Origin of the sequence: Rhodococcus sp. T2V (assembly GCF_029269925.1) — a bacterium.
GTDB lineage: Bacteria > Actinomycetota > Actinomycetes > Mycobacteriales > Mycobacteriaceae > Rhodococcus_F > Rhodococcus_F koreensis.
Genome location: NZ_JARJBD010000001.1, coordinates 56,020 through 75,062, shown reverse-complemented (window position 1 = coordinate 75,062; position 19,043 = coordinate 56,020). Strand labels below are relative to the sequence as shown.

The window sequence follows — 19,043 nt, the reverse complement described above, 5'->3', positions numbered from 1 at the left end:
GTTCCAACCCCATCCGTTGCTAAACAGTAACTTGCTGCTGTGACAGATCCCAATTGAGTTTCGACTCGAGAAAAGTCGCTTCACCAATAGTCGACGAGGGGTTATGGAATTTCGCATCAGGAGCGGCGCCGTGACCGAATTCCAAGAATGGCACCAGTCGTTCATTCAGTAATTGCGACAGAAAGCGGGGAACCGGTCGGTTTCTTCGTAGAGGCGGTCCGCACACGACCCGGCCCCGCCGCGCATGACACGACGGGGCCGGCGGACCGAGACGAGGGCCCTACTCGTCCCTGTCCGCGTAGATCGACGTCCCCGGGGCGGCGTTGTACGTCTCCCACAACTGGTATGCACTGACACCGAGAGCGGGACCACCGGCGACGATGGTTCCCACTACCCCACCGATACCCGCCCCGGTGACGAGACCGGCGACACATCCGGCGGGAAGTGTTGCGATACAACCTATTCCGGCGCCGGCAATGGTTCCGATCAGGCTACCGACAGTGACGGCGATACCCACCTGCGCACCGAACTGGCCGAACGCCCTGTCGTTCTCCTCACGGGACGCGACGTCGTGGAACGGCAGCGGGAGCACCGCAGGTGCCGACGTGGTCGGCGCGGGCGCCACCGGGGCAGGTGTCACCGCCGGCCCCGCGTGGGAAACTCCGGCGGCAAGACCCATGGCGGCAACCGCCATGCCTGCCGTTACTGCAGCTCTTCTCACGATCATTGATGCCTCATTTCAGGACCGACGCGACGAAGTACTGACGTGATCGAAGTGCACTGCACGACCCCCGTTTGCGACCGCTGACCAGGGCCGGAAAACACGCTCAGAGTAACAGCGGAATCACGGCCGAAATGTTCATTGACGAAAAATTCATCGGGTCGCGAGGCATCGGTCGGCAGTTGGTCGATCACAACGTAATTCGCATGAATTACATGGCGCGAATTACGTTCGGAAGGCAGATTTTCGGCAGCGGCGACATCGACGCTCGGATTATTTGCCCGTCGTTATCCCGCCGCAACGCAACCGCGTCGAATTCGTGACGAAAACTGCGGCCGAAGCAGCCACCGAGGGCAAGTGGACGGCCCCGCGAGGCCGTCGGCCGAAGTTAGGGCGACCTTGGGTGAACGCCGCAATTTCGACCCTTTAACGTGGCGAACAGAAAGTCCGATTGTGGCATGCGCCACATGCCGCATCGGCGCCCCAGCTGCAGAAATGCTTCTGAACAGGGCTAAGTTACCCATAGGTAGGATATGTAAGTTACCAGTGGGTAACTTAGCAAGCGTTAGGATCACGAGCAGTCCCGAGGTGGCCGCCCTGCCGCCCTGAAACGAAAGGCCGCGACATGAATGCCCTGACGATCACGTTGGGCACCATCGGCGTGCTGCTGAGCCTCGTATGTTGGTTCTCCTTCATCACAGGCGCATTGAAGATGGTCAACGTCGTCCGGATCGGCCAGTCGGCCCCGGATCGATGGCACCCCTTCTTCCCGCGATTCAAGCAGATGTGTGTCGAGTTCATCGCCCACACGCGCATGAGCAAGTTCCGCACCGTCGGCTGGGCCCACTGGCTGGTCATGGTCGGCTTCATGCTCGGAGCCGTCGTGTGGTTCGAGGCGTACGGCCAGACGTTCGACCCGGAGTTCCACTGGCCGCTGGTCGGTAACACCGCCGTCTACCACTTCGTCGACGAGATCCTCGGCCTCGGCACGGTCATCGGTATCACCACGCTGATCGTGATCCGCCAGCTCAACCACCCCCGGGTGCCCGCGCGGCTGTCCCGCTTCGGTGGCTCCGACTTCAAGGCCGCGTACTTCGTCGAGGCCGTCGTCCTCATCGAGGGCCTCGGCATGATCTTCGTGAAGGCCGGGAAGATCGCCACCTACGGCCACTCCAACCCGTGGACCGACTTCTTCACGATGAACCTCGCGAAGCTGCTTCCCGCGAGCCCGAACATGGTCGCGTTCTTCGCCTTCGTCAAGCTGATGTCGGGCATGATCTGGCTCTACGTCGTCGGCCGCAACATCACCTGGGGTGTCGCCTGGCACCGGTTCGCGGCGTTCGCGAACATCTACTTCAAGCGTGAGGACGACGGCGACGTCGCACTCGGCGCCGCCAAGCCCATGATGTCCGGTGGCAAGCCCATCAACATGGAGGACGCCGATCCCGACACCGACACGTTCGGCGCCGGCAACATCGAGGACTTCTCCTGGAAGGGCTGGCTGGACTTCACCACCTGCACCGAGTGCGGGCGCTGCCAGTCGCAGTGCCCCGCATGGAACACCGGTAAGCCGCTGTCTCCGAAGCTGCTCATCACGTCGCTACGCGACCACGGCTACGCCAAGGCGCCGTACCTGCTCGCCGGTGGCCGCAAGGACATGGGCGGCGACGAGGTCGGCCTGGTGAACGGCGAAGGCGCCGTCGACGACGCCAAGCTGGCGGCGATCCCCGAGGCAGCCCGCCGGGAGGCCGAGCGCAAGCTGGTCGGCGAGACCGTCGAAGGCGAACTGGCCCCGGTCATCGACGCCGAGACGCTGTGGAGCTGCACCAACTGTGGCGCGTGCGTCGAGCAGTGCCCCGTCGACATCGAGCACGTCGACCACATCATCGACATGCGCCGCTACCAGGTGCTGATCGAATCGGAGTTCCCGTCCGAGCTGGCCGGCCTGTTCAAGAACCTCGAGAACAAGGGCAACCCGTGGGGTCAGAACTCCAAGGACCGTCTCAACTGGATCAGTGAGATGGACTTCGAGATCCCCGTGTTCGGCCAGGACGCGGACAGCTTCGAGGACTACGAGTACCTCTTCTGGGTCGGCTGCGCCGGCGCCTACGAGGACCGGGCAAAAAAGACCACGAAGGCCGTCGCCGAACTCCTCGCGACCGCGGGCGTGAAGTTCATGGTTCTCGGCGCCGACGAGACGTGCACCGGCGACTCCGCTCGCCGCGCAGGTAACGAATTCCTGTTCCAGCAGCTCGCCATGCAGAACATCGAGTTGCTGAACTCGGTCTTCGACGGCGTCGAGCAGCGCAAGCGCAAGATCGTCGTCACCTGCGCCCACTGCTTCAACGCGCTCGGCAACGAGTACCCGGAGGTCGGCGGTGACTACGAGGTGGTTCACCACACTCAGCTGCTCAACCGCCTGGTCCGCCAGAAGAAGCTGATTCCGGTCGCCTCCGTCGGTGAGGACGTCACCTACCACGACCCCTGCTTCCTCGGCCGTCACAACAAGGTGTACGACGCTCCCCGCGAGCTGATGGAAGCCTCCGGCGCGAAGCTGAAGGAAATGCCCCGTCACGGCGAACGGTCGATGTGCTGTGGTGCCGGTGGTGCCCGCATGTGGATGGAAGAGAACATCGGCAAGCGCATCAACATCGACCGGGTCGACGAGGCGCTCAGCACGGATCCGAAGAAGATCGCGACCGGCTGCCCGTTCTGCCGCGTCATGCTCACCGACGGCGTCACGGCTCGCCAGGAGTCCGGTCAGGGTGAGGGTGTCGAGGTCGTCGACGTCGCGCAGCTGATGCTCTCGTCCATCACGCGTCTCGAGCCGGAGAAGCTGACCGAGAACATCAAGGTCGTCCCCCGCGAGAAGCCGGCCGAACCGGCGGCAGCCGAGGCCAAGGCAGCGGTGGTCGAGAAGGAGCGCGTCGAACAGGCCCCGGATGCCGCTGCAACTCCGGCCGCCACGGAAGCTCCCGCGGGCAAGGGCCTGGCGATGAAGGGCCTGGCCAAGGCACCCGGAGCGAAGGCTCCCGGCGCCAAGGCACCCGGTCTCGGCATGGCGGGCGGAGCGAAGGCTCCCGGCGCGAAGGCACCCGGCAAGGGTCTCGGCATGGCCGGTGGGGCGAAGGCTCCCGGCGCCAAGAAGGCTGCTCCCGCCGCGGCGGCTGACGCAGGCTCCGACGCTCCGGCAGCGGAGGCACCCAAGCCGAAGGGCCTCGGGCTCGCCGGTGGCGCGAAGGCACCGGGCGGCAAGGGTCTGCAGATGAAGGGGGCCGCCAAGGCACCCGGCGCGAAGGCCGCTCCGGCCGCCGACGCACCGGCCGCGGAGGCTCCCGCCGTCGAAACGCCCGCTCAGGCAGCGCCCGCAGCGAAGCCGAAGGGACTCGGACTCGCATCCGGCGCCAAGGCACCGGGCAAGGGCCTGCAGATGAAGGGCAAGGCGAAGGCTCCCGGCGCGAAGGCCTCCCCGGCCCAGCCGGCGGTCGCCGAACCCCAGGCTGCCGCACCCCCGGCAGCCGAGCCGGAGGTCGTCGACACCTCCTCCGCTGCGGAGGCTCCCGCAGCCGAGGCTCCGAAGGCTCCTCCGGCGGCGAAGGCCGGTGGACTCGGTTTCAAGAGCGGTGCCAAGGCTCCCGGGGCCCGCAAGGCCGCGGCGCCCATGGCCGCAGCACCGAAGGCCGAGGCACCCGCGGCTTCCCCTGCTGAAGCACCGAAGGCCGAGGCACCCGCGGCCGAGGCTCCGAAGGTGGAGGAGTCGAACGGCGACGGGTCCAACGGCAAGGCACCGGAGACGGGACAGGCCCCGCCGCAGGCCAAGCCCGGTGGGCTCGGTTTCAAGGCCGGCGCGAAGGCACCGGGCCGGAAGAGCTAGCCGACAGCAGTGAACAGTGACGCCCCCACCAGTCCCGGTGGGGGCGTCACTGTTCTCTACCGCGGTCCGGCGCCGCCGCGTCCCGGAGTTCCGCCGCCCATCGGCTGAGCGGGCGCCGGGTTCTGCACGGTGAATTCCTGCACCGAGTCGTCCTGCGTGGTCTGGTCGGCGGACGATGCCTGTTCGACGGACGAGGTGGTGGTCGTCGTTGCCGAGGGCGTGTCGTCCTGGCCGATCAGTTGAGTCGCTGCCGCGCCGCCGCCCAGGAGGACGAGAGCAGCAGCACTCGCCGCGACCATCCATCCGCGGATGCCCGACTTCGGTGCCTTCGCGACCGGGACAATTGTCGGCGTGACGACTGTTGTAGTCGACGCAACGGGCCTGGTCGGCACCCCAGCGGATGCGGAGGGAGGCAGCACACGCGACGCTGCCGCCACGATCGGTCGCGGCGCCGCCGGTGGCCGGACCCGCGGTCCCGGCGCCGACATCACCCGAGAACCCGACTGCCGGAGCGATGCCCGCTCGGCGATCACCGCCGCGCCGCGGGCGGACGCCGTCGCCGGGTCGGGCGACACGACAAGAGGGACGTCCACGGCGGTCGACAGCAGTTCGGTCACGAGTGGAACCGCCGCTCCGCCGCCGAGGAGGACGACGGCATCGACGCGGGTTCCGGTCTCGGCGAGACGTTCGAGTTCGCGTGCCACCGCGTTCGCGGCGTGAGTGAGTGACTCGCGGATGACGTCCTCGAATTCGGAACGCATGACACGTATCTGGCGTCGAATGTCGGGGAGCTCGACGGTCACCACGGCCGAGGTGTCCTGCGACAACCGTTCCTTCGCGATCCGGCAGCGGGCCGCGAGTTCGGCCAGCGCCGCGCGGTGCGCGGGATCGTCGACGTCGAAGTCCGGGTTCGCGTTCTGCACCAGCGCGACCACACGCCCCATCAGTAGCCGATCGGCGTGATCTCCGCTGAAGTCGGTGCTCCGCACCGATGGAAGAACATCGAATTCGTCGCCGCGCCGGGTGGCCACCGTCAGGTCGAGGGAGTGGGCTCCGACGTCACACAGCAGCACGGTGTCGCAGTCGTCGAGTTTCTCGACCCGGGCGACCCACGTGAGTGCCGCGGTGGTTTCGGGGATCACGGTGACGGTGCGGTTCTGCAGCAGACCCCAGCGGCGGATCTCGTCCCCGAGTTCCTCCACCGCATACCCCGACCAGCCCGCCGGTGCCGCGACCACCACATGGTCGGGCGCCGGGGTGCGGCCCCGAATCAGACAGTCGAGCGCCGTGGTCACCAACTGCACGGCCGGGGTGCGGGTCCCGTCGTCACCGATCACCGGAACGGGGTCACCGACTCTGTCGATGAAGTCAGGAAAGACGATGCTGCCCTGGGGAAGAGGACCGACACGGTGCGATCCGAGGGTGGGTGCGTTGCTGGACGACAGCGCGAGTTCGGCGGAGTGCCGCACCACCGTGAATCCGTCGTGCTCGTGGTGCGCCTGCGATTCACCGTGCATCTGTGCGGACACGAACGAGTCGGAACCCATACTGATCCCCATCGATGTCCGCATGTCGTGATCTCCATTCCGTGGTACGGCAGGCGACTTTCCTGCCGATCGAAACGCTAGACCGCCTTCCTGTACCGACCGCTGTGCGCTTCCTGCGATGTTCCTGTGTGCTCGGCGGCGCACGCCCCTAGGGAAGGTGCAGCGTCCTCCCATGGTCTTCCCAGGAATGGTCCATAACGTCGTCGGCAGTCGCCTCGAAGGGGCAAACCCGAGATGAAGGAGCACTCATGACGAGAAGCGAAATCCACCCGTCGGCCGTCCTCGACCACGACGTCCCCGCCCCACACGCCGCGATCGACGCACGGGCACCGCAACCCGACCTGGGCGGCGCGCCCCATGCGGCGGACCTTCTGCGCGACGGACTCGACGGGCTCCTGCGCGACCTGCGGCCGGCGAACCTCAACGGCGGGCAGCCTGCTCAGAACACTGAGCCGCAACAGAATTCGCACAACGGTCCCCGAGAGAACGACGGTCGTCGGTTCGAGAACACCGGCCGGCAGAACACCGGTCGCGACGAGACCAACCACCAGGACAATGCCGGCCACCGCGACGACGCAGGGCACCACACTACAGACACCGACAACCAGGCCCACGCGAACAACGCCACCGACCACGACGGACGCGCCGACGGCCACAACGTCGCGAGCCACGAGAACGCGCAGTCCGGACCGTCGACGTCGTTCTCCAACCCGGGCCGCGGTGAGTCGGCCGTGAACTCGGGCGGCGCGTCCGCGTCCCAGCCCGCATTCGGTCAGGGCAACCCGGCACCCGCAACGGCGACGTCCGCGGCCCAGCCGATCACGGCGACCCCAGTGTCGACCCATTCCGATGCGGTGACGTCGCAACCCCTCGCCACCACGATCCGGCAGACGAACACCGAACCGGCCTCGGTGACGACGTCGTCCGAACCGGACCGGACGCAGAGTCAGACTCAGAGTCAGAGTCAGAGTCAGAGTCAGGCTGCAGACCAGCAGAACACGCGGAGCGCGGAGGCTGCCTCGGTCACCGGCGACGGGGGAACACGAGCAGCGTCGACGGACACCACCCCGACCAACTCCACCCCGACCGACTCCGCCATGCAGAACGCGACCGCACCCACCGCGGATCTCGGACGAACCGAGGCGACAACGGCAACGACCGGCAACACCGACAACCATGCGACGAACACCGCGACCCACACGCCGGACGGAACGACCGCGACACCCACAACAACCACGGCGACCGCGCCGGCCGCCGACCTCGGCCAGACCCAGACGGCCGCCCAGTCCACTGCGACCACCACCACGACGGCGAGCAATGATTTCACGTCGACGGACCACGGTTCCGCAGTCAGCACGCTCACGGACACGGCGTCGGACACGGGTCTCAGCCATGACTCCGCAGCCACCGACACCGCCACCACGGCAACCACCGACACCGCGACGACGTTCGACGCGACGACCTCGCACGACACCACTACCTCGTACGACGCGAGCTCCACGTACGACTCGGGCACCGTGCTCGATACCGGCACGTCGCTCGACGCGACGAGCGCGACGAGCCTCTCGTCGGGGTTGACCGCCGATTCCGACAGCACTCTCGACACCCACGATCAGAGCCTGACTGCGACAACGACCGTCGACCAGCACATGTTCTGACCTCGACGTGGCGGGACCGCCTACTCCCCTGCAGCGGTCCCGCCACTCCCCTCGCTCGAATGCCCGTCACCGACTCTTGCGGAGATCATGAACGCCACCCTCGAATCCTCAGCCGCCACCGCCCCTGTGCACCCGAATCTTCCCGCCGAGACCAGTGCGTCGATGACGGCACTGCTGTCGCAGTTGGCGGCACTGACCCGGACTGCGGGTCGCGGTGATCTCCTGACCCGGCTGTCGCACACCGAGTCTCGTCTCGCCGATCCGCGGACGCGGGTGGTGGTGCTCGGCCTCACCGACAAGGGTGTCAGTTCGGTGGCCGGTGCGCTCGTCGACGCGGACGTGTCGGCGACGGCACGGTCCCGGAACGAACCGGTGGTCGTCGAGTACGGACCTGTCGCGTCGGATCCGGATTCGACGGTCACCCTCCCCCACGATCTGCTCGCGGAGGGTCTGGTGCTGGTCGACGCACCCGGATTCTCCGGTCACGCTCCGGCCCGCGCGGCGGACACGCTGGCACTGGTCCCCACGGCGGATGCGGTGCTGTTCGTCTCCGATGCGAGTCAGGAATACACCGAACCCGAGATCGCCCTGCTGACACAGGTGCACAAGCTGTGCCCGATGGTGATCTGCGTCGTCAACAAGATCGACTTCTATCCGCGGTGGGCGGACATCCAGAAGGCCAACCGCACCCACTTGTTGAATGCGGATCTCGCGCTGCCACTGCTCCCGGTGTCCGCACTGATGCACGCGGACGCTCTCGAGGCGGGCGACGACGCGCTCGACGTCGAATCCGGCATTCCTCAGCTGGTCGACTATCTTCGCAGCCAGGTGATCGCGAAAGCAGATGTCGTGCTCCGTAATTCGGTGATCGCCGACGTTCGCACCGTGACCGACCACCTGTCGCTGTCGCTGAGCTCGGAACTGGACGCGTTGCAGGATCCGCAGCGTGGCGCCGCGCTTCTCGAGCAGATGACCCAGGCCCGCGCGGCGGCGGATCAGCTCCGCCAGCGGTCCGCGAACTGGCAGTACACGCTGGCCGACGGCGCGATCGAATTGATGACGGACATCGAACACGACCTGCGGCACCGTCTGCGCACCGTCATCCGCGCGGCGGAGGAGGACATCGGCAAGTCCGATCCGGCACCGCGCTGGGAGGAGTTCGGTTCCTGGCTCGACGGCGAGATCGCGACGTGCGTGCGGGAGAACTTCGTGATGGCCCACACCCGTTCGCAGGCCCTCGCCCTCTCGGTCGCGGGGCGTTTCGCCGAGGACGGCAGGGTCCCGGTTCCCACGCTGCGCATCGACAACGTGGATCACGTGCTCGAACCCGTAAACACCCTCGAATCCCTGGAGAGTGCCCAGGGTTTCACGCAGCGCGTCCTGTCCAGCATGCGCGGGTCGTACGGCGGCGTGCTGATGGTCGGTCTCGTCACGAGCCTGGCCGGCCTGGCCCTGGTGAACCCCTTCTCGATCGGCGCGGGAGTGCTGCTCGGCGCCAACACGTATCGCGAGGACCGCAAGGCGCGCACCACCCGCAGGCAGGCGGAGGCGAAGGTGGCGGTGTCGAGACTGATGGACGACGTGATCTTCCAGGTGGGGAAGGAATCGAAGCAGCGGCTGCGGGAGGTGCAACGCGTCCTGCGCGACCACTTCACCGATCTGGCGAACGAGATGCTCCGTTCCGTCGACGATTCGCTGCGCGCGGCGACGGACGCGTCGAAGATGCACGACGGTCACCGTGCGAAGCGGTCGGCGCAGATCCGCACGGAACTCGACACATTGCGGCAGATCCGCGTGCAGGCCGCCGGATTCGCGGGGCAGGTGGCGGCATGAGCGTCACTCGACTGGGCTCGCAGACCCGCCAGCTGATCGATGCCGCGCGGCACGAACTGCGCGGCGACCCCGCCTCCGTCGAGGAACTCCGGAACTGCGGGGCCCGCCTCGAGGAGCCGCTGCGCGTCGCGCTCACCGGCACGCTGAAGGCCGGGAAGTCGACGCTGCTCAACGCGCTCGTCGGCGAGGAGATCGCGCCCACCGACGCCACCGAGTGCACCCGGGTGGTCACCTGGTTCGAGCAGTCTGCCACGCCGCGAATCGATCTCACCCACGACTCCGGACGCCGGACGCGACTGCCCGTGCACCGGGACGAGGGCCGGCTCTCGCTGGATCTGGGCGCGGTGACCGCGGACCGGGTGGAGCGGCTGCAGGTGGGGTGGCCGTCGGCGCTGCTCGGCGAGTTCACGCTCGTCGACACACCGGGAACGTCGTCGAATTCGCGGGACGTGTCGGCGCGGACCCGGGCGCTGCTCCTCCCCGAGGACGGCCCGTGCGACGTCGATGCCGTCGTCTACCTGACCCGGGGCACCGACGGCGCGGACGTGCGGTTGCTCGACCAGTTGCAGACGCGGGTCGGCACGGCCGCCGGTCCGCTCGGCATCGTCGGTGTGCTGTCGCGGGCCGACGAGGTGAAGGGCGGCCGCGAACGCACCCTCGACGCGGCCCGTGCCGCCGCCGACGATGCCGGTCGCCGGGTGCAACGCAGCCTGCTGCCCGTGTCGGGACTTCTCGCGCTGCGCGGTCGCACTCTGCGTCAGACCGAGTTCGACGACCTCGCGGTGCTCGCCACCGTTCCGGAGGGCAACCTCGAGTCCGCGCTGCGGTCGATCACCCGGTTCACGGCGGCGGACACCGATCTCGTGCTGTCGCCCGGTCAGCGACGCGACCTCCTCGAGAGTTTCGGCCTGTTCGGTATCCGGTTCGCGGTCATGCTGATCCGCCTGGGCGCGACCGACGCTCCGGCGCTGGCCCGCGAGCTGACGGCGCACAGCGGCCTCGAGGACCTGCGCCGCACGCTGCACCTGCAGTTCGGTCAGCGCAGCACCGAACTGAAGGCGCACTCCTCGCTGCGGACGCTGAAGGCCGTGCTGGCCCGGACCCCGTCGTCGGCGAGCCGCAGCCTGAGCCGCGCGGCGGATCGCCTGCTCGCCGACACCCACGTGTTCCGGGAACTGCGGGTGCTGTCGGGCCTGCGCTCGAGCGGTCTGCAGCTCCGGGACTCGGACGTCGTGCTGCTCGAGCGGGTGCTCGGCGGTGAGGGCATGTCGCCGCACACCCGCCTCGGCATGCCCGCCGACGCCGCCCCGGAGCAGATCTCGCGCGTCGCGCTGACGGCCCTGCGGTTCTGGCGGTCGCAGGCGGGGCGCCCGACCATCGACACCGCGACGGTGCAGGCGTGCGCGTGTGCGGCGCGTTCCTGCGAGGCCCTGCTCGCCCGGTGAACGCGTCTACCCCTCGGGCCGCCACAGTTCGAGTCGCGGAATGTCCGGCGGCTCGAATCCCAGTACCTGCCCGTAGAAGGAGAGTTCGGCGTTACGGGAGCTGATGAGGGTGGCCAGCTTCCGGAATCCGTGGGACTCCCCCTCGTATTCGAGGTACGCGTGCGGGATGCCCTTCTCCACGAGCGCATCCCGGAACCGTTCCGCCTGCGAGGGCGGCACGATCGGATCGTCGAGCCCCTGCAGCAGCAGGACCGGGCAGTTCAGCCCGGCGACGTTGTTCAGCGGTGCCCGCTCGGCGTAGAGGTCGGCGGCCTCGGGCAGCGGGCCGATCAGACCGTCGATGTACCGGGACTCGAAGTCGTGCGTCTCCTTCACGAAACCGTCGAGTTCGGCGACACCGAAGTAGGACGCACCGCAGGCGAACACGTCCGACGTCGTCAGTGCCGCGAGCACGGTCCAGCCGCCGGCGGATCCGCCTTCGATCGCCAGCCGGCGGGGGTCCGCCATCCCCGCCTCGGCCAGACCGGTCACCGCAGTCACGACGTCCTCGACGTCGACGACCCCCCACTGGCCCCGCAGCCGGTTGCGGTATTCGCGCCCGTACCCGGTGGACCCGCCGTAGTTCACGTCGACGACGCCGATGCCGCGGCTGGTGAAGAACGCGAAGACGGGATTCAGCGAGGGCGCGACCCGCGACGTCGGTCCGCCGTGCACGAACGCCACGTACGGCGGCAGTTCGCCGTCCTCGCCCCGGTACCGCGGGTGTCGCGGCGGGTAGGCGATCGCGTGGACTTCGCGTTCGGCGCCCTGGAACGTCAGCTGCCGGGCTTCGGGGAGATACGCGGCCTCGGGCAGTTCGGTGACGGACAGCCTGACGGTGCGGAGTTCACCGGTGTCGAGGTCGAGTTCGCGCAGGCCCGCCGGGGTCTGGGCGCCGCCGGTGAGCAGCAGGATCCGGTTGCCGTTGCGATCCCCGAGACCGATGCTGGTGAGTCCGTCGAGCGGGATGTCCACCAGCGAACCACTGTCCGGATCGAGCACGGCGAGGGTGTCGGTGCCGAACGTGCGCACTGTCAGCAGTGTGCCGTCGTCGCGGCGGGTGTGCCAGCGGCCGCCGAGCATCCACAGCGCACCGCCGAAGTCGGCGTCCATCGGGCACAACGCCACCGGTTCGGGGTCGTCGAGGCCCACCCGGTAGAGGTTCCACCAGCCGCTGCGGTCGCTGATCGTGTACAGCTCGGTGGGCCCGACCCATTCGGGTTGCAGCACCGATTCCTCGGTACCGCCGAGAAGTGTCCGCACTTTTCCGTTGACGCGGCTGCCCTCGACGGCCACGACCCTGAGCTCGGTGCCGTCCCACGGCATCTGGGGGTGGTCCCATGCGATCCAGGCGAGGTGCCTGCGGTCCGGGGACAGCCGCGGATTGGCCAGGAAGTCCGAGCCGGCGACGACGGATCGCACCCGATGCGGGTCGTCGGCCGCCGACCCGTCCAGCGGAATCACGCAGATGTCGCGGGAGACGCCGCCCTCGGTGTCGTGCGTTTCGCGGACCGCCCACACCTCGCCGTCGACCACCGACAGATCGCCGTACCGCAGCGAGCAGGTGTGCGGCGGTTCCGGTGTCAGCGGCACCGGTGTCCCGCCTTCCAGCAGGTACAGGCGCTGATCGCTGAATTCGGCGAACACGAGGCGGCCGGCGTCGGTGACGGTCCAGGCGCCGCCGCCGTACTCGTGGACGCGGGTGCGGGCGTTCCACGGCGCGGGCAGGATGTCTTCCGGTTCGCCGTCGAGGCCGAGGCGCCGCACCGCGACCCGCCCGCCTTCGCTGGGCCGCAGTTCCGACCACCACACGTCGTCGCCCACGTACCGGCCACCCTCGACGGGGTGGCCGCTGGAGGCGAGGTCCGCCGCCGCGATCGGAGAGGGCCAGGAACCGTAGGGCGCTGAGGTCATCCGCCGAGGATATTCCGCCGCCCGCTACTCCGCAGGCAGCCACGCGCCGTGAAGGCCCGCCGGAACCCGAATCGGTAGTCGCACCTTCCCGATCGGACCCGACCCGGGGTCGTCGGCGGGCAGCACGAAGAACCAGGACGTCAGGTCGCTGCGGTCGGTGCCGATCATCCCCCAGTACTCGTGCTCGGCGCCGGGCATGAAGATCGGTTCGCCCACCGACACACTGCCCGGGTCCCAGTGCGTCTCGGTGGCGCGGGCGGTGTCGAAGAACCACAGCGAATCCTGCCGTCCCCGGCTGCGGTCGAGTTTGCCGACCGTCGCCACGGTGCGATGCCCCCGGGTCAGCTCCCGGTCGTCGACCCGCGGAAACTCGACGTCGCGGTCGCACACCACCTCTCGCGTCACCCGTCCGCTGCCGGGGTCGACGACGGCGCGGATCAGCGAGCCCAGCGACGGCGCCGGGGCCTTCGCGAATCCACCGGGATACGTCCACTCCACGTAGTCGACGCTCACCCGCCCGTCGGGCAGGTCGAACGCGTTCGCGAAATGCCATACCCAGTACGCGTCGTGAGTCGTCCACCGCACCGGACCGCCGTCGCGGGGGATCAGCGCGATCCGCGTGCCGTCCTCCGGCCGCCAGTCCAGCACCGACCCGCCGGTCAGCACCGCGGCGATGTCGAAGACCAGCGGGCACAGCATGAGCACGATGTAGCGCTGGGTGAGCGCCATGTCGTGGACCATCAGCGGCGTGTCCACGCCCGCGACCGCCGTCGGGGTCCGTGCCACCGAACCGTCGGGGTTCACCACCGACCACGTCAGATATGGGGATTCGAGCGTGTAGTTGAACAGGACCATCTGTCCGGTGACCGGGTCGATCTTGGGGTGCGCGGTGCTGCCCACGCCCATGGCGCCGTCGCAGTTGTCCCGCCCCAGCGTGCTCAGGTCGGCCGGCTCGAGCCGGAACGGCAGCGTGGTTTCGGCCATCGCGAGGAGTCGCCCGCCGTGCCGGACGATGTTGATGTCGGGCAGTTCGCGGGACGTGCCCGCCAGTTCGGGCCCCACCTCGTGCTCGGTCGGCGTGTACAGGTCGGTGACGCCGGCCCAGATGACGTGGCCGGCCTGCTCTTCCGCCGTCACCATGGGGGTGCGGACGAATCGGTTGGTGTACCGGGCGGCGCCGTCGGCCACCTCGATCCGGTGAACCATGCCGTCGCCGTCGAGCGGGTAGACGTAGGTGCCGATCGGGTCGAACCGCGGATTGGGGCCGTTGCGCAGGTAGGTGCCGTGCAGATCGGCGGGCAATTCGCCGATCACCTCGAGATCCCGGACGTCGACCTCCTCCCGCTGCGGCGCGAACACCCCGACGAGGTGGCTGTGATGCGCGATGTCGACGGGTCCGGGACGACGGGATACCGGTGCTGACATTGCGTCTTTCCCTCCGGGCGCGGTGAACACGACCCCCTCTCGAGGGTACGACTGGCACCTGCGCGGGCGGCGTGTTTCGACGACACGACGGCGGTCCGATACCCACCAGTAGAAATCGGGTTGCCCGGGGGTGGGAGAATGACCGTCGTGAGCAACCCAGACCACGGCCACCACCGCATGCCGCATCGCAAGCTGGAGCAGTCCACCAAGCTCCAGAACGTGCTCTACGAGATTCGTGGACCGGTACATGCCCACGCCGCCCGGCTGGAGGCGGAAGGACATCGGATCCTCAAGCTCAACATCGGCAACCCCGCGCCGTTCGGTTTCGACGCGCCCGACGTGATCATGCGCGACATGATCGCGGCGCTCCCGTACGCGCAGGGGTACTCCGAGTCCAAGGGCATCCTGTCGGCACGGCGCGCGATCGTCACCCGCTACGAACTGGTCGCCGGGTTCCCCGAACTCGACGTCGACGACATCTACCTGGGCAACGGCGTGTCCGAGCTCATCACGATGACGATGCAGGCGCTCCTCGACAACGGTGACGAGGTGCTGATCCCGGCGCCGGACTACCCGTTGTGGACGGCGATGACGAGCCTCGCCGGCGGCACCCCCGTGCACTACCTGTGTGACGAGGGCAACGACTGGAACCCCGACATCGCGGACATCGAGTCCAAGATCACCGACAAGACCAAGGCCCTCCTGGTCATCAACCCGAACAATCCGACGGGTGCGGTGTACTCGATGGAGGTGCTGCAGCAGCTCGTCGACCTGGCGCGCAAGCATCAGCTGCTGCTTCTCGCGGACGAGATTTACGACAAGATCCTCTACGACGACGCCAAGCACATCTCGCTCGCGACGCTGGCCCCGGATCTGCTGTGCCTGACGTTCAACGGCCTGTCGAAGGCGTACCGCGTCGCGGGTTACCGGTCCGGCTGGGTGGCCATCACCGGCCCCAAGGAGCACGCCGCGGGTTTCCTCGAGGGTCTCGACCTGCTGGCGTCGACGCGTCTGTGCCCGAACGTGCCCGGTCAGCACGCCATCCAGGTGGCGCTCGGCGGGCACCAGAGCATCGAAGACCTGATCCTGCCGGGTGGCCGGCTGCTCGAGCAGCGTGACGTGGCATGGGAACGCCTCAACATGATCCCGGGTGTCTCGTGTGTGAAGCCGAAGGGCGCGCTGTACGCGTTCCCCCGCCTCGACCCGAACGTCTACGAGATCTACGACGACGAGAAGCTGGTCCAGGACCTGCTGCTGCAGGAGAAGATCCTGATGGTGCAGGGCACCGGCTTCAACTGGCCGGACCACGACCACCTCCGGATCGTGACGCTGCCGTGGGCGCGGGATCTCGCTGTCGCCATCGAGCGGTTCGGTAATTTCCTCACCAGCTACAAGCAGTAGGATCGAGACACAGCAAGCGACACGCGCGTCGCTTGCGTGTCTCCTGGGGGAAAAGAATGGTCACCAGCACCCGCGCGCGTTTCGGACAATTCGTCCACCGGCGACGGCGTCTGCTGAACCTCACACAGGACCAGGTCACGGCCGCCGGTGGCCCGTCCGACGCAGCTCAGACGCGCGCCGAGAACGGGACCGGCCCGGATCCGAGCATCGAGACGCTCCGCAAACTGGACGTCGCGCTGCGGTGGGCGCCGGGCAGCGCGGCCCGCACCCTCGACGGCGGTCACCCGACTCCCCTCGAGGCGCTCGACGGGGACGAGCGGGCGCCGTCGTCGCGTCCGCTGACGCTCGGACCGTCGGAGATTCCGCTGGACCTGGACACGATCATCGAGATCCTGGGGCCGCACACCCAGCTCACGAAGCTGAGCGTGGCGCACCCCGAGGTTCCGGGGCTGGTCGAGGCGGCGGGTGAACTGAGCCGTGTGGTCTCGAAGATCACCGGCGCCTACGTGACGCGGTTGCTGGAAGTCAACGGAGGACCGGCCGGACCCCGCCAGCCGCTGGTGGAGTTCGCGTTCGGCCACCTGCTGGAGGAACCGTCGACCGTCACCGACCCCCGCGAACTCGAGGAGGCGCGGTATCGCCGTTTCCTCTACGGCCGGGGGGAGGATCTCGACGCGGCCACCCGGGAGCGTTTCTGGCGTCGATGGGAGGACGCGGTGAAACTCGTCGCCACCGACGATCCTGAACGCAGCGGCGATGCGGAGGTGACCGCATGACGGGGGTGCCGTTGTCGGTGCGGGTCAACCGCCTGTTCTCCCTCGCCCACGATCTCGACGGTCCCGAACCGGGCGAGGACACCGTCGCCGCGGGGGTGTCGCGGATCCTCGGCCGCCCCGTCGCGCCGTCCGAGATCGAGTCGCTGCGCACGAACGATCACGAGCCTCCGGAGCCCGACGTCCTGCGGGCGGTCGCACAGCACTTCCACGCCCCCGAGCAGTACCTCGCGGCCGACGGCTACCACGACTACGACACCCTGGTCCGGTTCAAGATCGCGGTCCGCGAGGCCGGGGTGCGGCACCTGTCGATGCGATCGCTCGACGCGAGCGCGGAGCCGACCACCGCCGAGATGGAATCGCTGATCCCGCTTCTGGAGAATCTGCGGAGTAGCCGCGGCCCCTTGCCGGTCGCGTCGCCGGACCCTCGTCAGACCTGAGCGGGGACGCGCGCCGACGGGTCCTCGGGTCCGCCGAACTGCGGGAGGCGCCGCGCCCACAGGGCGGCCGCCACACGCTCGCCGTCCTTCCAGTGGTCGGCCAGCTGCGCCAGTTCCCACGGTTCGCCGCCGACGTCGGTCGTGAACCGGTGCGTCGTCCCGCCCGTGCCGTGCGCCGGGTGTCCGGCGCTGCGCGCCAGGCACGCGAGGTGCAGTCGCGCCGCCGTGACCACCGGTGGTGCGCTGCCGGTGAGGTCGCCGAGTTCGAATACGACGTGCCGGTCGAGGACCATGATCGCGTCGCGGATCTCGACGCTCATCCGGTCGAGCCGGCCGCGGGCGGACAGCGCCCGGCGATCGGCCGGACGCAGTTCCAGGACCACTTCGGGGACCGCGCCCGTCAGGGTCCGCCACATCGGCTGCAGCCGGCGGGTGACCCGTCGCGACCGCCACCGGTGGCCGAGCGCCCGGATCACCGGTCCCGCCGAGATGATCGCGCCCGCCGACACGACGAGCACGCGGATGAACGCCCCCGAGTCGCTGTGCGATTCGGTCAGTGCGTTGTCTTCGCTGACGGCGTTGACCACCCCGGTCGTCATGACGACACCCATGTCGAACACCTCGAACAGCGACAGTGCGATGACGGCGAGAAACACCCGGCGCTCGTGTCCCGGAGTGGCGCTGCGCACGGCCTTCAGTGAGATCCACAGGTTGAGCACGGCGACGGCGAGGATCGGAACGGCATACGTGATGCAGTAGGCCGCGAAGAGCCAGCCGCCCTCGTCCGCGATCGCGACACCCCGCGACCGCGCCGGGGCGCTGAGGGCGATGAGGATCGCCCCCGCGACGAGGCACACCGTCAGCGACACGACGTGGATGCGGGGTAGACGCGCGGGGCCGAGGGCCCACGCGGAGAAGAGGCTGATCAGCGACGCCGCGGTGAGGATGATGCAGACGTTGCTGAGGGTGTTCGCGAATCCGTACCCGAACCAGAGGTCGAGCCAGTGCTGCGCCAGCGACCGCTGCAGGACCAGGGAGAGCGAGGCGAAGACGAGGGCGGCGTTCATCCGGCGTTCGGCGACCGTCGACCGGACCAGGGCCACGCGCAGGAGGGTGGTCCCCCAGACGACGGCGAGCAGCGGCCAGCTCACGTAGGTGGGCGGTTCGTACACGGCGTCAGAACGTTCCGAGCATCCGCGACACCCGTGCGTCACCGGTGGTGTCGCCGCCCGTCGTCACGCGGCGGCCCGCCATGATCAGGGTGGCGAGCAGTTCCGCCTCGTATTCCTGATCGTTCGAATAGTTGGACCGGCCGAGCATCTTGACCACGCCGGTCGTGTCGACCGACGGCGTGGCCACCGACAGCACCGTCGAGTCGACGGACGTGTCCCCGATCGTGTCGCGGTCGTGGCCGAGTTCCATGTGCGCCAGTTCGTGGCAGATGATGTGGGTGGCGTGTACGTCCGACATCCCTGTCGCGTAGAGGATCACGTCGTCCTCGGCCCGTGCGAGCCAGAGTCCGGAATGTCCGCCCTGGACCAGCGCGTGCGACACGGGGACCAGGTGGATCGGGCGACCCCGGCGGGCTGCGACACCGCCGATCAGCTGATCCCTGTTCCAGGGCACGGGAATACCCATCTCCGCCACGATCCGGCGAAGATGGTTGCTGGGTCGTCGCGACGGCCGCGAGATTCGCACTGGGACACCTCCGAACGGCCATAATCCTAGGCTGTCGGCGTTCGAGGTCACGACATGTGGGCGATTTCACCTACCCGGTTGACGAATACCCCTCATGTGTCGGTAGATTGGCAACCGGCACCTCGAGTGCCGCGAGCACCTGTCGCCCCTCCCCCCCCTGTGGGCGCCAGGTTGGTGGCGGGGTCAACCCCCCCTGTACCCCGCCACCCAGCTCGGCACTTCTCTCCACGCAGCGGCTCGTCGCCCGCGGAACACACCCCTCGTTCGGAGTTCCG

At 68.4% G+C, this 19,043-nt stretch carries 13 protein-coding genes; 7 read left to right on the top strand and 6 right to left on the bottom strand.

Features of this window, described 5'->3' with window-relative positions; translation table 11 throughout:
- Positions 1–280 precede the first annotated feature (280 nt).
- Complete coding sequence (locus P3H15_RS00270) at positions 281–727, bottom strand: hypothetical protein (RefSeq protein WP_276135425.1); 447 nt, start codon at positions 725–727, stop codon at positions 281–283.
- Between the two features lie 619 nt (positions 728–1,346).
- Between P3H15_RS00270 and P3H15_RS00265 the strand changes: the two genes are divergently transcribed.
- A complete protein-coding gene (locus P3H15_RS00265) occupies positions 1,347–4,595 on the top strand; it encodes a (Fe-S)-binding protein (RefSeq protein ID WP_276135424.1) in 3,249 nt (1,082 codons plus the stop codon).
- A gap of 56 nt (positions 4,596–4,651) precedes the next feature.
- Here P3H15_RS00265 and P3H15_RS00260 read toward each other — a convergent pair whose 3' ends face one another.
- Positions 4,652–6,166 carry an Hsp70 family protein gene (locus P3H15_RS00260; protein ID WP_276135423.1) on the bottom strand — a complete coding sequence of 505 codons (1,515 nt, stop codon included), beginning with the start codon at positions 6,164–6,166 and terminating at the stop codon, positions 4,652–4,654.
- Positions 6,167–6,390: 224 nt separating this feature from the next.
- On the opposite strand from P3H15_RS00260, the gene P3H15_RS00255 reads away from it, so the two are divergent.
- The 3 genes from P3H15_RS00255 (at position 6,391) to P3H15_RS00245 (ending at position 11,078) form a co-directional block, all read left to right on the top strand.
- Positions 6,391–7,800 carry a hypothetical protein gene (locus tag P3H15_RS00255; RefSeq protein ID WP_276135422.1) on the top strand — a complete coding sequence of 470 codons (1,410 nt, stop codon included), beginning with the start codon at positions 6,391–6,393 and terminating at the stop codon, positions 7,798–7,800.
- An 87-nt stretch (positions 7,801–7,887) separates the two neighbouring features.
- A complete protein-coding gene (locus tag P3H15_RS00250) occupies positions 7,888–9,633 on the top strand; it encodes an Isoniazid-inducible protein iniA (protein WP_276135421.1) in 1,746 nt (581 codons plus the stop codon).
- Positions 9,630–11,078 (top strand): dynamin family protein, encoded by a 1,449-nt coding sequence (locus P3H15_RS00245; protein ID WP_276135420.1) that lies wholly within the window; start codon positions 9,630–9,632, stop codon positions 11,076–11,078. Before P3H15_RS00250 ends, P3H15_RS00245 begins: the two co-directional genes overlap by 4 nt.
- A 6-nt stretch (positions 11,079–11,084) precedes the next feature.
- On the opposite strand, the gene P3H15_RS00240 is transcribed toward P3H15_RS00245, so the two are convergent.
- Together P3H15_RS00240 and P3H15_RS00235 are read right to left on the bottom strand one after the other, a co-directional pair.
- Complete coding sequence (locus P3H15_RS00240; RefSeq protein WP_276135419.1) at positions 11,085–13,031, bottom strand: prolyl oligopeptidase family serine peptidase; 1,947 nt, start codon at positions 13,029–13,031, stop codon at positions 11,085–11,087.
- 24 nt (positions 13,032–13,055) lie between these two features.
- Positions 13,056–14,456: a carotenoid oxygenase family protein gene (locus P3H15_RS00235; RefSeq protein WP_276135418.1), complete on the bottom strand. Its 1,401-nt coding sequence runs from the start codon at positions 14,454–14,456 to the stop codon at positions 13,056–13,058.
- A gap of 138 nt (positions 14,457–14,594) precedes the next feature.
- Here P3H15_RS00235 and P3H15_RS00230 point away from each other — a divergent pair, with 138 nt between their 5' ends.
- Genes P3H15_RS00230 through P3H15_RS00220 form a run of 3 tightly spaced genes read left to right on the top strand, consistent with a single transcriptional unit; the run spans position 14,595 to position 17,070 of the window.
- Positions 14,595–15,857 carry a pyridoxal phosphate-dependent aminotransferase gene (locus P3H15_RS00230; protein WP_005253480.1) on the top strand — a complete coding sequence of 421 codons (1,263 nt, stop codon included), beginning with the start codon at positions 14,595–14,597 and terminating at the stop codon, positions 15,855–15,857.
- Between the two features lie 56 nt (positions 15,858–15,913).
- Positions 15,914–16,633 carry a helix-turn-helix domain-containing protein gene (locus P3H15_RS00225; protein ID WP_072937446.1) on the top strand — a complete coding sequence of 240 codons (720 nt, stop codon included), beginning with the start codon at positions 15,914–15,916 and terminating at the stop codon, positions 16,631–16,633.
- Positions 16,630–17,070 (top strand): hypothetical protein, encoded by a 441-nt coding sequence (locus P3H15_RS00220; RefSeq protein WP_276135417.1) that lies wholly within the window; start codon positions 16,630–16,632, stop codon positions 17,068–17,070. Before P3H15_RS00225 ends, P3H15_RS00220 begins: the two co-directional genes overlap by 4 nt.
- Here the strand turns inward: P3H15_RS00220 and P3H15_RS00215 are convergent.
- Together P3H15_RS00215 and P3H15_RS00210 are read right to left on the bottom strand one after the other, a co-directional pair.
- Positions 17,061–18,242, bottom strand: a complete 1,182-nt coding sequence (locus P3H15_RS00215; RefSeq protein WP_276135416.1) for an MAB_1171c family putative transporter — start codon at positions 18,240–18,242, stop codon at positions 17,061–17,063. The two genes, P3H15_RS00220 and P3H15_RS00215, sit on opposite strands and share 10 nt — an antisense overlap.
- A gap of 4 nt (positions 18,243–18,246) precedes the next feature.
- A complete protein-coding gene (locus tag P3H15_RS00210) occupies positions 18,247–18,708 on the bottom strand; it encodes a hypothetical protein (protein WP_276135415.1) in 462 nt (153 codons plus the stop codon).
- Positions 18,709–19,043 lie beyond the last annotated feature (335 nt).